Source organism: Brevundimonas sp. CURTG3B2_SDJG (assembly GCF_057364705.1).
In genome coordinates this window covers 1-13,728 of record NZ_JBNFOJ010000053.1, presented here as the reverse complement: position 1 = coordinate 13,728, position 13,728 = coordinate 1, and the positions used below count along the sequence as shown (strand labels likewise).

The 13,728-nt window shown below is 63.2% G+C and carries 17 protein-coding genes and 3 pseudogenes; 15 read left to right on the top strand and 5 right to left on the bottom strand.

Annotation, left to right across the window (positions count from 1 at the left end; all coding sequences use genetic code 11):
- The 5 genes and pseudogenes from AC2W7C_RS05515 to AC2W7C_RS05495 form a co-directional block, all read left to right on the top strand.
- The coding region (locus AC2W7C_RS05515; RefSeq protein ID WP_486000542.1) for a YraN family protein at positions 1–364 on the top strand (364 nt) is incomplete at its 5' end.
- Complete coding sequence (locus tag AC2W7C_RS05510) at positions 354–1,169, top strand: SirB1 family protein (protein ID WP_486000541.1); 816 nt, start codon at positions 354–356, stop codon at positions 1,167–1,169. The genes AC2W7C_RS05515 and AC2W7C_RS05510, both read left to right, overlap by 11 nt.
- A 231-nt stretch (positions 1,170–1,400) precedes the next feature.
- The gene (gshB, locus tag AC2W7C_RS05505; protein WP_486000540.1) at positions 1,401–2,348 is read left to right on the top strand and encodes a glutathione synthase; all 948 of its coding nucleotides are present in this window, start codon (positions 1,401–1,403) and stop codon (positions 2,346–2,348) included.
- A 62-nt stretch (positions 2,349–2,410) separates the two neighbouring features.
- A pseudogene (locus tag AC2W7C_RS05500) lies at positions 2,411–3,330 on the top strand (YifB family Mg chelatase-like AAA ATPase); the annotation flags it as partial.
- Positions 3,331–3,400: 70 nt separating this feature from the next.
- Positions 3,401–3,850 (top strand): hypothetical protein, encoded by a 450-nt coding sequence (locus AC2W7C_RS05495; protein ID WP_486000539.1) that lies wholly within the window; start codon positions 3,401–3,403, stop codon positions 3,848–3,850.
- 168 nt (positions 3,851–4,018) lie between these two features.
- Here AC2W7C_RS05495 and AC2W7C_RS05490 read toward each other — a convergent pair whose 3' ends face one another.
- The gene (locus tag AC2W7C_RS05490) at positions 4,019–4,552 is read right to left on the bottom strand and encodes a hypothetical protein (protein ID WP_486000538.1); all 534 of its coding nucleotides are present in this window, start codon (positions 4,550–4,552) and stop codon (positions 4,019–4,021) included.
- A gap of 140 nt (positions 4,553–4,692) precedes the next feature.
- On the opposite strand from AC2W7C_RS05490, the gene AC2W7C_RS05485 reads away from it, so the two are divergent.
- From AC2W7C_RS05485 to AC2W7C_RS05475, 3 genes are all read left to right on the top strand, one after another.
- Complete coding sequence (locus tag AC2W7C_RS05485; protein WP_486000537.1) at positions 4,693–5,235, top strand: excalibur calcium-binding domain-containing protein; 543 nt, start codon at positions 4,693–4,695, stop codon at positions 5,233–5,235.
- A gap of 530 nt (positions 5,236–5,765) precedes the next feature.
- Positions 5,766–6,311 (top strand): hypothetical protein, encoded by a 546-nt coding sequence (locus AC2W7C_RS05480; protein ID WP_486000536.1) that lies wholly within the window; start codon positions 5,766–5,768, stop codon positions 6,309–6,311.
- A gap of 9 nt (positions 6,312–6,320) precedes the next feature.
- Complete coding sequence (locus tag AC2W7C_RS05475; protein WP_486000535.1) at positions 6,321–6,881, top strand: hypothetical protein; 561 nt, start codon at positions 6,321–6,323, stop codon at positions 6,879–6,881.
- Between the two features lie 176 nt (positions 6,882–7,057).
- Here the strand turns inward: AC2W7C_RS05475 and AC2W7C_RS05470 are convergent, their stop codons facing one another.
- A complete protein-coding gene (locus AC2W7C_RS05470) occupies positions 7,058–7,576 on the bottom strand; it encodes a hypothetical protein (RefSeq protein ID WP_486000534.1) in 519 nt (172 codons plus the stop codon).
- A gap of 61 nt (positions 7,577–7,637) precedes the next feature.
- Here AC2W7C_RS05470 and AC2W7C_RS05465 point away from each other — a divergent pair, with 61 nt between their 5' ends.
- Positions 7,638–7,883, top strand: a complete 246-nt coding sequence (locus tag AC2W7C_RS05465; protein WP_486000533.1) for a helix-turn-helix domain-containing protein — start codon at positions 7,638–7,640, stop codon at positions 7,881–7,883.
- A 2-nt stretch (positions 7,884–7,885) separates the two neighbouring features.
- On the opposite strand, the gene AC2W7C_RS05460 is transcribed toward AC2W7C_RS05465, so the two are convergent.
- Entirely contained in the window at positions 7,886–8,665 is a 780-nt protein-coding gene (locus tag AC2W7C_RS05460) for a hypothetical protein (protein ID WP_486000532.1), read from the bottom strand.
- 170 nt (positions 8,666–8,835) lie between these two features.
- On the bottom strand, positions 8,836–9,207 hold the full coding sequence (locus AC2W7C_RS05455; protein WP_486000531.1) for a DUF6471 domain-containing protein: 372 nt from the start codon (positions 9,205–9,207) through the stop codon (positions 8,836–8,838).
- Between AC2W7C_RS05455 and AC2W7C_RS05450 the strand changes: the two are divergent.
- From AC2W7C_RS05450 to AC2W7C_RS05440, 3 genes and pseudogenes are all read left to right on the top strand, one after another.
- Positions 9,178–10,155, top strand: a pseudogene (locus tag AC2W7C_RS05450) (IS1595 family transposase); the annotation flags it as partial. The gene AC2W7C_RS05455 and the pseudogene AC2W7C_RS05450 overlap by 30 nt on opposite strands.
- A gap of 169 nt (positions 10,156–10,324) precedes the next feature.
- On the top strand, positions 10,325–10,576 hold the full coding sequence (locus AC2W7C_RS05445; protein WP_486000530.1) for a hypothetical protein: 252 nt from the start codon (positions 10,325–10,327) through the stop codon (positions 10,574–10,576).
- 488 nt (positions 10,577–11,064) lie between these two features.
- Positions 11,065–11,328 carry a DUF3892 domain-containing protein gene (locus tag AC2W7C_RS05440; protein WP_486000529.1) on the top strand — a complete coding sequence of 88 codons (264 nt, stop codon included), beginning with the start codon at positions 11,065–11,067 and terminating at the stop codon, positions 11,326–11,328.
- A gap of 48 nt (positions 11,329–11,376) precedes the next feature.
- Here the strand turns inward: AC2W7C_RS05440 and AC2W7C_RS05435 are convergent, their stop codons facing one another.
- Positions 11,377–12,249, bottom strand: coding sequence for a DUF4231 domain-containing protein (locus AC2W7C_RS05435; protein ID WP_486000528.1), 873 nt, complete (start codon positions 12,247–12,249; stop codon positions 11,377–11,379).
- Between the two features lie 68 nt (positions 12,250–12,317).
- Between AC2W7C_RS05435 and AC2W7C_RS05430 the strand changes: the two genes are divergently transcribed.
- The 3 genes and pseudogenes from AC2W7C_RS05430 to AC2W7C_RS05420 form a co-directional block, all read left to right on the top strand.
- On the top strand, positions 12,318–12,728 hold the full coding sequence (locus AC2W7C_RS05430) for a TIR domain-containing protein (RefSeq protein WP_486000527.1): 411 nt from the start codon (positions 12,318–12,320) through the stop codon (positions 12,726–12,728).
- A 3-nt stretch (positions 12,729–12,731) separates the two neighbouring features.
- The gene (locus AC2W7C_RS05425) at positions 12,732–13,211 is read left to right on the top strand and encodes a DUF2321 domain-containing protein (protein WP_486000526.1); all 480 of its coding nucleotides are present in this window, start codon (positions 12,732–12,734) and stop codon (positions 13,209–13,211) included.
- A 224-nt stretch (positions 13,212–13,435) separates the two neighbouring features.
- Positions 13,436–13,728: pseudogene (locus tag AC2W7C_RS05420) on the top strand (ATP-binding protein); the annotation flags it as partial.

Below are 13,728 nucleotides of genomic sequence, written 5' to 3'. Positions count from 1 at the left end.
CGCTGTCCACCGGCTCGGCCACCGCTCGGAGTGGCTGGCCGCGGCGCTGCTGATGCTGCGCGGCTACCAGGTCCTCGGCTTCCGGCTGAAGACGCGCGCCGGCGAGATCGACATCCTGGCCCGGCGCGGCCGGGTCCTGGCGGTGGTCGAGGTCAAGCGCCGCGCCACGCTGGAACAGGCGTTCGTCGCCCTGACGCCGGACCAGTACGATCGCCTGCTCTCGGCCGGACGGGCGGTGTTGCGCCAAAGACCCAGCTTGGCCGGTCATGTGCTCCGGATCGACATGGTGGCGCTGGCTCCCGGCCGCGTTCCGCGCCATCGTCGGGGCGTGGTTCCCTTCGGGCGGGGCAGGGATGACGCGTGAAGAGGCGGAAGCGACCCTGACGGCGGCCGGCCTGGCCGACGACGACGCCTTTCCGCTGCTGGAGGCGGCGATCGCCTGCGCCATTCACGACTATCCCTTCCGCGATCCCGAGCCTGTCCGCGTCCTGGCCGCCAACGCCGCCGAACGCCTGGGCGAACGCATCGGCGGCGAAAGCCCCGACGACGCCCTGGCCGAGACCATGGCCGCGGACCTGCGCCTGAACGGCGACCTGCTGAACTACGACCACCCCGGCAACACCGACGTCATCGACGTCGCCGAGCGTCGGCGCGGCCTGTCGGCGGCGCTGGCGGTCTTCTACCTGGACGCCGCCCGGCGGGCGGGGGTGAAGGCCCAGGGCGTCGACTTCCCCGGCCATTTCCTGCTGCGGGTCGAGACCTCCGAAGGTCCCGTCGCCCTGGACCCGTTCAGCCAGGGCCGGCTGGTGCTGCCGTCCGAACTGACCCGCCGGGCGCTGCGCGCCGGCCTGACGCCCCACGTGGCCGACCGGCTGGACGTGCTGATGGCCCCGGTCAGCGACCGCGAGGCGCTGATCCGCCTGCAGAACCTGCTCTTCATCCGGGCCATCAAGGCCCACGACTATGAGAACGCGGAACGCTCGGCCCTGCGACGCGCCCTGCTGGACCCCGAGGATCACCGGCCGTGGCTGGACGTCGCCGCCGCCCGCGAAAAGCAGGGGGCGCTGTCGGGCGCGCTGGAGGCGCTGTCCCGCGCCCGCAGCCTGGACGACCCGACGGAGATCCGCCGCCAGATGTCGGTCGACCGGGTGAGGCTGCAGCTGAACTGACGGTGCGCGCCCAGGGGAGACCGGGCGTGCGAAGTGGTTAGTGGCTGGTGGTTCGTGGCTGACTGGACAAACACCGGCCTCGATCGCCTAGCGCCAGCGTCCGCGGCACGCTCCAACCACTAACCACTAACCACTAACCACTAACCACTAGCTACGAACCACTTCACGCGCACTTGCGCCGGCCCGGGCGCGCTCCCATAGCCAAGCCAGCCCCGCCGCGAAGGACGCCCGATGCTCAGAGTCGCCATCCAGATGGACCCCATCGAAGGGGTCAACATCGAGTCCGACACCACCTGGCTGCAGGCCATGGAAGCCCAGAACCGCGGCTATCCAGTCTGGGTCTACGACTTCCGCACCCTGGCGCTGGAGGACGGTCGCCTGTTCTGCCGCGCCCGTCCGGTGACCCTTCGCCAGTCCGTCGGCGACCATGTGACCTTCGGCGACGAGGTGAAGCTGGACCTGAGCGCGGACGTCGACGTGATCCTGATGCGCCAGGACCCGCCGTTCGACATGGCCTACGTCACCGCCACCTACCTGCTGGAGACGGTGCATCCGAAGACCCTGGTGGTGAACGACCCCGCCGAGGTGCGTTCCGCCCCCGAGAAGTTGCTGGTGACCCGCTTCCCCGGCCTGACTCCGCCCACCCTGATCAGCTCCGATCCGGTCGCCCTCGCCGACTTTCACAAACGGCACGGCGAGGTGGTGCTGAAGCCCCTGCATGGGGCGGCGGGGTCGGGCGTGGTGCGGCTGAAGGCCGACGATCCCAATCTCGAGGCCCTGGTCGAGATCCACGCCGTGGGGTCGCGCGATCCCCTGGTCATCCAGAAATTCATCCCGGCGGTGTCGAAGGGCGACAAGCGGATCATCCTGATCGACGGCGAGCCGGTCGGCGCCATCAACCGCATCCCGGCCAAGGACCAGGTCCGCTCCAACCTGCGGGTCGGCGGGACGGCCGCGCCGGTGGACCTGACTCCCCGCGACCTGGAGATCTGCGCCGCCATCGGGCCGACGCTGAAGGACCGCGGCCTGATCTTCGTCGGCATCGACGTGATCGGCGACTACCTGACCGAGATCAACGTCACCTCGCCCACCGGCGCCCAGCAGCTGAAGCGCTTCACCGGCGTCGACGCCGCCGCCCTGATGTGGGACGCGATCGAGAGGAAGCGCGCGGCCGCTTGACGCCGCGCTTGCCAACCGCCCGGGTTCGTGTTTCGTTCTCTCCCGCATAACGGGAGGACGCGATGCTCGCCAATGTGGTGACGGTCGCCTTCGAGGGGGTCGAGGCCCGGCGGGTGGACGTCCAGGTCCAGCAGCTGTCGGCCGACAACGGGATCTTCTCCATCGTCGGCCTGCCCGACAAGGCGGTGGCCGAGAGCCGCGAACGGGTGCGCGGCGCCTTCGCCGGCATCGGCCTGGCCCTGCCGACCCGACGGATCATCGCCAATCTGGCGCCCGCCGACCTACCCAAGGAAGGCAGCCATTTCGACCTGCCGATCGCTCTGGCGCTTCTGGCGTCCATGGGCGTCATCCCGCCCGACGCCCTGTCCGGCTGGGCGGCGGTGGGGGAACTGGGACTGGACGGCCGCATCGCCCCGGTCGGCGGTGCCCTGCCGGCGCGGTGGCGGCCGACGCGATGGGCCTGGGCCTGATCTGCCCCGAGGCCAATGGGCCGGAAGCGGCCTGGGCCGGCGAGGTCGCCGTGCTGGCGCCGCGCTCGCTGATCCGGCCTGGTCAAACCACTTCAAGGGGCAGCCAGGTGCTGCGCCGCCCCGAGCCAGGCGCCATGCGCGACGGCGCCCGCGTTCCCGATCTGCGCGAGGTCAAGGGCCAGGAGAGCGCCAAGCGCGCGCTGGAGATCGCGGCCGCCGGCGGCCACAACCTGCTGTTCGTCGGGCCGCCGGGTTCGGGCAAGTCGATGATGGCCGCGCGCCTGCCTGGTCTCTTGCCCCCGCTGACGCCTCGGGAGCTTCTGGAGACCTCAATGGTCTGGTCGATCGCCGGCCTGATCGAGCGGGGCGGCCTGACCCGCGAGCGGCCGTTCCGATCGCCGCATCATTCGGCCTCCATGGCCGCCCTGACCGGCGGCGGCCTCCGGGCCCGCCCGGGCGAGGCCTCGCTGGCGCACAACGGCGTGTTGTTCATGGACGAACTGCCCGAGTGGGCCGCTGTTATGGCGCAAACACACCTAGCGGCATGAGACGCATCTAGTTGTTCTTGCTACGTTCTTTTGCATGGAGAACGTAAACCCCAACGACTACGACCGCCCGAACACCATCTCGGGGCTGCTGGCGAAGCGGAAGCAGTTGACGAAGCTGTTGAAGGACCTGCGTGTCGAGGAACGAAAGGTCGTTAGCGACCTGGACCACCTCGACGCGGCGATCCGGCTGTTCGACCCGGAAGCGGACGGCGTTCGCTTGACGCGGTATCCGACGAAGCACCGTGCCAAGAAGGGCGAAGTCGTGCGCCTCGTGGTGCGGATGCTCAAGGAGGCCGACCGGCCGCTCACCGCGCTCGACATTGTCCATCAGCAGATCAAGGAGCGCGGACTCAAAACCGACGACGGGACGGTCGTCCTCCTGCGCAAGCGGGTAGGCGCGTGTCTGACAAAGCTGAAGAACGACGGCTATGTGCGCGGCATCGACATGCCGGGGCTCTACAAGGGCTGGGAGTGGGTCCGTTGACCCCGCTGGTGTTCTGGCACGGCCGCCGTCTTTGTCAGGTGGCGCCCGCCTATCAAGGTGACGGGTTCATTGGCCTGTGCGACGGCCGGGTCGTTGCAACCGCTCCCGACCGCGCAGGTGTCATGCGTGCGCTAATCTTGGCAGCGCGCTGGCGGCGATGATCGCTCCCTAGCCTTTGGCTGCGGTCGCGCCCGGCTCCGCCGGAGAACCTTCGGTCTCGCGGAGCCGATCCACGACGTGGCGTTGGACCGCCATAAGATTGATCAGCGCATAGAAATCGCGCGTCTCGACCTCTGTAAGGTCGGACGACAAGAGATGGAGCGTCGAGGCGTCGTAGACCGCATTGTCCCCGTATGGAGGCCAAGCCAAGAGGAACCGAAGGGTCGGCTCTTCGTCATGTGCGAACTTCGACCAAAGTGACCCTGGGCCGTCCCAAGAGACGATCGACTTAGCCGTCTCAAAAGAGAACCGATTGTCGGTCAGGACCTTAATCGTCCGCATCAGGCAAAGGTCAGTGTAGCCGATGCGGTTCCACCCGGTGCGCGGGGAGGCGTCCAGCTTAACCTCCGCGTCTCGCGCATAGAATTGGGCCAGCATTCCAACCCGACCGAGGGCCTTGAGATAGGAGCGCAAGCCTTCGTAGCCGATCCCGACGATCTGGGCGGCGCGGGCGGTGGTGACAGTTGGGAGGTCTGTGAGCATGAGAGTATTCGGTGTTGCTGACACCGATTGATAGCGACAACCCAAAACGTGTCAATGACACCGTTTCGTGGCCGTCGTGCGCCGCTTGCGCGCCTTGACACCCTCGGTTGTCTCGCCGACCGTCCCTTGGGGGCGGGAACATGGCAAAGAACAGCGCCGCTGGATGCGCACCGTGGCTGGTGTTGGGGCTTATTGTGGTGGCGATCAGCCGCTGCTTCGGAGGTGGCGGGGATTCAACCTCGCCCTCGCCCTACGAGCCGGACACCTCTCCGCCTCGACTCGTCGCCACCTCGCACCGCTACACGCAGCCCGCCTCTCTCAACTGCCGCGCCGAGCCGAGGACGACGGCGAGCCGGGTCGAGTCGATCTCCGAAAGCACCTATGTCGGTGTGATCCGGTCGGAGAACGGCTGGTCGCTGTTAGACCGCTCGGAGCCTTGCTGGGTGTCCAGCAGCTTCCTGGATGACAGCCCGCCGCCCGTTCGCGCGGCTGCGCCTGCCCGCTTCTACGGTGGTGGCGGTGGTGGGTCAGGCCGCCGATCAAGCCCGCCGGCGCGGATGTATGGCGGTTCCTACGCAAACTGCGCGGCGGCCAGAGCCGCCGGTGCCGATCCTGTATATGCCGGCGAGCCGGGATACGGGCACCATCTCGATCGGGACGGCGACGGGGTTGGCTGTGAGTGACAAGGTTTCATGGCCGCGCTCTCGCCGTGCTGTTGCCCACGTAGGACGCAGAGCAACACGAGCGCGCAACAGTTGAGCGCTAGACAGATGTCCAATCTGCTGGCACCCTGTTCCTGTTTTGTTTTAGGGGTTGAAGATGGCTGACGAAGACAACGATTACGGCGACTACGGCATCTTGAAGAAGTCGATGACCACGGCACATCTGGAGGTGCCGGACTTCGGGGACTCATACGAGCCAGTGGTCTCGGAGCCGATTACACCAGCGGCCCCAACGACGAGCGATGACGAGTAACTGATGGCCGACGAGCGCTCAACCAAACGGGTCATGCTTTTTGACGCCATGACCTCGGCCCATCTTCAGCAAGCAGTCCAGGGGCTGACGGCCAAACCCGCAACCGAAGCACCGGCCCCTGCCTCGGCCCCCCAAGTGACGAGCCAGCCCCAGTCGCCGACGAGCAGCGCGCCCAAGAATGGGTGAGAGTGGGCCCACTTGGGTCGACGTCACATCTCTGCTGCTTGCGGGCGCCGCGATGGTGATCGCGTTGGTGGCTCTACGGAACTCCGACCGAAATTCGTCGGCAGCCAACCTCCTCGCGATCACAGAAGCTTTCCGTCAGGCCTGGGAACGTGTGACCGACGGCGATCCGAAGAAGCGCGCCTACCATTTCCACAACCTGATGAACCTGTTTGAAGTTGGGAGCGCCATCTATCTTGACCGGTCCTTACACGGAGCGTCACGAACGCTGCTGAGAGAATGGATGGAGGACACGCTCAAGCTGCTGGCGAAGAGCCCCTACGCTCGGGCCGAGATCGCCAAGATGCGAACCGAGCCACGAGTTTTTGAGTATCTGAAGCGCTTTCTGAAAGAGCGCCGGCGCGAGGGTCATCCGCACTTCATCCAGCCGCTCGTTGACCAAGATCAGCCTCAACCGCCGGAAGGTGCCGAAGCTGCGGTCGCGGCTGCGGCGGCCACTTCTGAGCCGGCCCCTGATCAGGGTGGAGCCACGCTGGACGAGCCGACGTCGTCCGTTGCGAAACCTTGCCTAGCGGTCGGTTCAGCCGACATCGACCGCTAAGGCGAAGGTTTGACCAAGGGCTTTGCCCTAACCCGAAACAGTGGCAGTCAAGCCGTTATGCAGCACCGCGAGATCGCCGCCTACGCCATCGCCCTGATCGCCCTAGCCGTAGGTGGCATTGCGGTCGTCCGGGGTGACGCAAACAGCGCGACTCTTGCGGCTTGGGTCCAAGCCCTGGGGTCGGTAGCGGCGATCATCGTCGTCTCCTTGCCAGTGCTGATCCAGCGTAGTCTCGACCTCCAGCAGGCTAAGGCCGCCACCCTCGCTACGGTCAACTCGGCCTACGACGTCATGACCACGCTGGCCGACAGCTACCTCGGCCAAGGGAAGGAGCGCAGCGAGTGGTATGTCCCGCAGCTTGACGTAATCGAAGCCATGCTGTCGCGATGCCCAATTGAGAAGATCGGTTCAACCGAGGCCACGACAGCTTTTATCCACTTCAGAGAACTGTTCTCTAGGTCAGCCGCGTTCGCAGACCCCGAAGAGGGTCAGCCGCTAGGTAGCTTTGTCGTCTACATCATGTCGAACGCCAGCCGACAGGTCGAAACGCTGCGGCGGCTGCTGAAATGAACCCGTTGAAGCTACTGGCGCGGCTCCGCCACGAGTGGACCAAGAACGATAGCAAGCTTGAGAGAAATGGGGGGCGGGACGCGATCTGAAGGAGGCCATGATGATCGTCGCGCTCATTGTTCTTCTAATGGCCCAAATTGCCTTGGCGTGTGGTGGCTAGTGGACCCGGCGGCGAGTTAGAAGGTCACAGGTATACCGTTTCTCGTGCAGTGCATTCGCCAAGCGTCCTCGAAGAACGCCCCTTCGGCCGGGTCGGACGAGTCGATGTGCGCGGACACCTCGCCTCGATTCGACACCGCCGCGTGAAATCGCCTGAAGCCGGTCAGCCCGCCGAACTCGTTTCGCGCGTTCACCTCGCCGCAGAAGGTCGCAACGTCAGGGCGGTTTAGAACCCTCCGGACGGTTCGGAACGTCGCCGACGATGGGTCTCGTAACTCCGCCAGGACGGCGTCCCGCCCCGCAGCGCGTATCTGCGCGGACGTCCACCTGACGACAGGCTGACTTTCCCGCCGGCGTTCGACGCAGGCCGCGTAGCTGCCCTCGCTCAAGTTTCGCAGCCCCGCGAGGAGGGCGGCAGGACTTCCTTCGGGAAAGCCACCGGTGGTCGAGCAGGGATCGGATTGGGCAAGCGTCTGCTGGGGAACCACCAGCCCCAGCGCTACCGCCACACCAGATAACGCGATCATCTTGAGCATGATAATGGCCCCTCGGATAAGCACTATGTTGCCTATCGAAGGTTGCCAGAAGTTAGGCAGAATGGTTCCTGGAACCATTCTGCCGATCATTGCCCCATGGCCGATGCGGTGGGAGGATCGAGTCGGCGCCAACTTGAGGCGGCTGCGCAAGGCCAAGGGCCTTAGCCAGGAGGCGCTCGCGCATGAGGCCGGCATGTCGATGCGTTATCTCGCCGGCCTGGAGCGCGGCGAGGAAAACCCGTCACTGCTGTTTCTGGTCAAGCTAGCCGAGGCGCTGAGTGTCGAGCCAAAGGTGCTTTTAGAATGATGCTACATGTAGGGCGGGCTAGCACATGTTGCATCAGCAATGCCCTTATGCGCCTTTGGTAGCTTGAAATCTATATAGGTTAGCAGCTTGTCGGCGGTTTCATAAATCTTCTTCATGTTACCAAGAGACTTATGATGGTAAACAGAGTTGCGCGCCTCTCTCACTAGTTCGAAATCAAAGACCACCACGTCAAGAGATACCTGTTGGGCACCGTTCTTGAAGTGTGGACGAAATAGTGACCAATGAGACTCAAGGACTCTTTTCAACTGTCCTAATGTGCTAGCGGTCATCAGTTCGTATCCATCCGCGAATTGATCGACGTCTATTGACGCCTTGGTCATCTCTTCGACCATTAGGAATATGGCGCGAGCACGCTCCGAACCAATTAGTTTTCTAAAATCTTCAGATAGATCGGTGAAAACGCCGCCCTGTCTTACGACGTTACGAAACGGCGTCCACCAAACCGCTAGTTTGTAATGTTCCTCTAGCGTGACAGCGACCCGAGAACGGAAAGCTGTCTCAAAACAGTGGAACATTGGGAATAGCTGGGCGTGCTCTGCTACCTTCCGGTTATATACGGCGTAGATCGCTGTGCGCCACTCGCCGGTTCCAATGGGTAGCTTGCTCTTGCCAGCCGAAAGTTCTGCTAAAGAGGCCTTCATGAGTGAGGGGCTCACTACGGCCAAATCTCGCTCGAAGGCGGCTATGTCTTTAAGAGTTGGCGTGAAATTGAGGTGGTTCCGAAAGAGGTCGGCCACAACTCGGTAGCTGGCTGCTGGCACGAAGGCTCCGAAGAATTCTTGACATCGGCGTAGGGAACTCCATAATCCACGTCACTCTGGTGATGTCACCCCCAACGGGGTGGTTCCCTCTTGCCGAGGCTGATCTGGAGTCTAAAAACCGTTTTCTAGGCACGAAGGCCGTCCCTTATGGGGCGGCCTTTTGCGTTGCGTTACTCTTCCCCAGGCTCTCCCAGCCGCACGAGATAGCTGCCCATCGCCAAGCAGCACTCGATGAAGAAAGCCGCGCTGAAGGTGCCACGGTTGATCTGATTGCGGATGTTGGCCTCATTGGCCGCCGCGCCGGCACCCCGCTCTCGCAGCAAGTCCGCCAGTTCCTTGTAGCTGACCCCCCGGCGCTGCATCTCCGCCTTGAGGATTCTCTTGGCGCGCTGCGCCCAATCCTTACCTGATGTAGGGGCTGCCACGCATCGCTCCGGTGTTAAGTGCATCAAAAATGATGCGTTCGCACTTGACAAAATGCGCCGCCAGCGTTCATACGCATCACATCTGATGTGTATGAACGGAAAGGCGGGTTGGCGCAACACTTTCTCCTTTCGGCGAAAGCCCGGACGCTTAGCGTCCTCGAAGTCGCTCGTATGAGCGACGACGAGGCGTATGAGGCGCTAAAGGCTGTGCGCTTCGAGGCGAACGATGGCGCCCCTTACTGCCCGCGTTGCGGCATCGACGCGGTCTATACCTACACCGTCCGCCGCCTCTTCAAGTGCAAGGCTTGCGACAAGCAGTTCACGGTGACCTCGGGAACGACGTTCCGTAGCCGGAAGATGTCCTACCGCGACATCTTGGCCGCTATCGCCCTGTTCGTGAACGGTGTGAACGGGAACGCGGCCCTACGCCTAAGCCGTGACTTGGGGTGCGCCTACAAGACGGCGTTCGTGCTGGCGAAGAAGTTGTCGCGGGCCATGGGCGCTATGCAGCGCGAACACGTCTTGAACGGCGACGTCGACATCGACGGCCTCTATATCGGCGGATACATCCGGCCTGAGAACATGATTGCGGACCGGCGGTCGGACGGTCGTAAGGAGTTCAGCGGCAAAAGGCGGTCCATCGTCACGATGCGGGAACGCCGGGTTGGCGGTCGGTCCCGGAGCGTGGTCGTGCCGTCTGAAAAGGCCGCGCTACCTGTAATCCGTAAGGTCGTGCACCCGAGTTCGCATGTTACCACGGACGAGGGCTCCGCCTTCGGCCGGCTGCACTATCACTTCAGGAAGCAGTCGCGGGTGAATCACAGCGTCGGGATGATGGTGGATAGGATCACCAACAACCCGATCGAAAGCCAGCACAGCCGTATTCGGCGAGGCGAACGTGGCGTCTACTTGCAGATCAGCGGAGCCCACGCGCAGCGGTTCGCCGACGAGTTCTCCTGGCGCGACGATTTTCGCCGGACCTCAAACGGGCAGCAGTTCAGGACACTGCTCGGAGCCGCCTTGAAGATCGGCCCGGACCTGGAGTTGGTAGGCTATTGGCAACGGCGGCCTGACTCGCAGCGGCAGATCAGCCGGCACCGCGCCTTAAAGGCACTGACGAGGCGGCGGCGGGGCTTAAAGGCGGTGCCCATCGCTTACACGGCACGCGCCAGCGGCTAGGTTTCTCGCCGAACTTCTCCACTTCGCCGTCGTCCAGTCGACGGGCTAGGGCCGCATGGATCGCGCTGTCCAGCTTATTGATCTGCCGGTAATCGCTCGGATCGACGCCGAGTTCCGGCGCGATAGAATGGGCGATCTGCCGCACGGTCATGGGCTCGGCGGCTGCCCGAAGAACCTTGTGGGCCGCCTTGCTGATCTGCCCATGCCTTCGCTGTTTCCGTGGGTGGATTGGCGCAATAGCGTGGCGATCCCACAGCGGATCGTGCTGAAGCCGGATCAGGTAGTCGATCCGATCCATTTTTCCTGAAGCACGCGGCGCTCCGCCTGGATACGGCGGTCGGAAGCCTCTAGCGCTTCCAGCCCGACAATCGTTTCGGTCCCGAGTTCTGCTCGCTGGTAGCGGGAGAGGGCGACCGCGTATTGGTGTTCGAGTTCGACTTGGTTGTGAGGCTTTGACATGCGCCCTTCATTCCTGGGCGACGTCTAAAGGCTGGTAACGCAACACCGTAAACGGCTCGGCCATTCACTCCCTGGCCTTCGGCTGCGCTCGTGCCCGGCTGCCGCCGGCAACCTTCGGTCCACAGTTGAGCCGAAGTTGTCCCCTCCGCACACGCCCTACGCCGGGTTGCAACCAGAAGACTCGTGTCGCGAATCGTCGGAATGTGAAAGAGCCCGCGATGCGTCAACATCGCGGGCTCGTCGAAACCGCCGAGGCGGCCCCGGTGCTGTGAAGCCCACCGAGTAGAATCGGTGTCGCACACAGGGTCAATCCGGCCTTACCGAAAGGGCCACAGAATGGCCGATCGTGCTGTGCGTAAAACGGGGAAAAACTCGCAGGGGGACATCACCCGCCTCTGCAACGAAGGCGACGCGTGGTCGCCCCGCTCTAAGGCGGATGCGATCTACGACATCGAGAATGGCCTCCATACCTACCATGTGCCGTGGACGACCGGCCGGACGGAGATCAGGGTGGTCAACGACCCCGTCAAGGGAAAATACCTTCGGACGGATCGGGATCAGACGACCAGGAACAATCTGGACGATCTGCCCGACTGCTGAATCCGTAGGACGACGGCGCACATCGTGCGCCGTCTTTCCAGCGTTAGCCTATTGGGTTTGGCGAGCGATCCATTGGGTGTGCTCCCTAGAGAAGGCCAACTCGGCATCGTCAACGAACTCGGCAAATTCAGCTTCTGTCATGCTGTGGGCCGCTCGACCTTTGATGATGCCAATTTCATGAGCCGTCAGGCCATACGACGCAGATAGTTCGTTGAACTTTTTGATCTGCATCCACCCGATCAGCGCTGTGGCTGCGACTATCAACGGTTCTGGGTGGGCGAACTGCCAGGTTGGCACCGCGATCCTGACCCCGACCACCAACGCAGCCAATCCGTAAAGCACGGAACAGGAAATCACAGCTTGGCGCGCCCATCTCCGATTGGCGGCAGCTTTCCTTGCATACCAAGCCCTTTGCTCCACCACACGTTGCTCAAGGTAGACCTTAAGACGCTTTGGCAGAGGCGCGTCGCGGAGGGATTCCATTTCCGCCGTCACCTGTTCTCGTTCCGCTGCGCCGCCGTCGAACCGGCGGCCCAGATGTCGGTTTGAATCCAAGATTGCCCGAAGATGATTCCGATAGTTGGCTCGCGACTCGAGATCGTGCTGATCGCCGGGAAATGGCTCAGCACGCATCATGTATTTCCAGGTTGCTGTCTTGATCGACTCGGCGAGAGCCCGTGCCTGATACCAGGACTGTTCGGGCTTCAGGAATGCCCGAACCAGAAGGAGAGCAAACGGCACCGCAAAAATCATCGCGTAAGCCAAGTAATACCAGCGGCTCTCAGGCGAGCCCAACGAGAAGAGCGCAGCCACTACGAGAAAGGCATATTCAGCCTTGATCAGGCTTAGGTAGGTCTTTTGCTGCCTGTTCGAAGCGCCGTCCGCCTCCTCGTATAGGCCGGGATAGGTAACGGGCTGCATGACTCTCCGCCGCGACTCACTTAGCATTTCAACGTTCCATGGTTGGAGCGGCAGCCCACGCGGTCAACATGCCCATCTACAATCTGTTCATCTCCCACGCCTGGGCTTACGACGAGCGTTATGCAGGCATTTGCCGCCTGCTCGACAGCGTGCCCAACTTCGTTTGGCGCGACTACTCCGCGCCACGCGATTACCCGGTCGTGGATCGTGGGACCGAGATCGGCCGAAACCGCCTTCGGGCTCTCCTACGGGAAAGAGTGCGGCTCTCCTCCTGCTTCGTTCTCGTGGCTGGGATGTTCGTGGACCATAGAGAATGGGTTCAGGCTGAGATTCAGTTCGCCCAGGAATACAACAAGCCTATTCTTGGAGTGCTGCGGCGGGGCCAGCAACGGACGCCCGACACGGTCTACCAAGTCTCGGATAAGATTGTCGCTTGGAACTCGCTCTCGATTGCAAATGGCGTGCGGGAGTTGTGCTAGGCCATGGGCTATTACGACCAGATGCAGGTGTGCCTTAACGGGCACCAGATCACGGACCGGGCACGTGAGTATCCGCACCACCGGTCGAAACACTGCAAGGACTGCGGAGCGTCGACCATCGATGCATGCCCGCAGTGTGCGGCCCCGATAAAGGGGGACTACGTCGTCCAAGGGGTGCTGTCGATTGGCCACGCGACGCCGACCCCGAACTACTGCGACAACTGCGGTTCGGCATTCCCGTGGCAAGCTGCCGCGATCGAGAATCTGAAAGAAATCTTGAGGGAAGGTGACCTGTCCGATGCTGATCTAACGGCGATAGAAGGCACTCTTCCGGACGTGATCAGAGACACGCCGAAGACCGAGAGCGCGGCCCTTCGCCTGAAGCGTCTCATGAACGGGCTCGGGAAGCCCGTCTATGATGTGGCTATCAAAGTCGTCTCCGATCTAGCGTCTGAGACGGCGAAAAAGACCATGGGGCTCTGATGGCTTTGGAACGATACAGCTTGGAGGAACTGCGAGAAGCGGTGAAACGCTTCACTGAGACCGTTCAGCGAGCAAGCGAGGAACGAGCGAAGAACGAGGGACCCGGCTGGGACCCGGTGTTCGACTCATTCGAAAGAAGTCGCCGAGAACTTGACGAAGAAATCGGCCGTCGAATTGCCGAAGGCACGCTCTGACGACCTAGGTGTGTTTGCGCCATAACAGCGGAGTGGGCGCCCCAGGCCCTGGACGCGCTGCGCCAGCCGCTGGAGACCGGCGAGATCGTGGTCGCCCGGGCCAACGCCCACATCCGCTATCCGGCGCGTTTCCAGATGGTCGCGGCGATGAATCCCTGCCGCTGCGGCCTGGGCGGGGCGGGCCGGGGGGCCTGCGGCAAGGCCCCGCGCTGCCAGCGCGACTACCAGAACCGCATCTCGGGCCGATGTTCGACCGCATCGACCTGACCGTCGATACGCCGCCGGTCACCGCCGCCGACATGGCCCTGCCGCCGCCCGCGGAG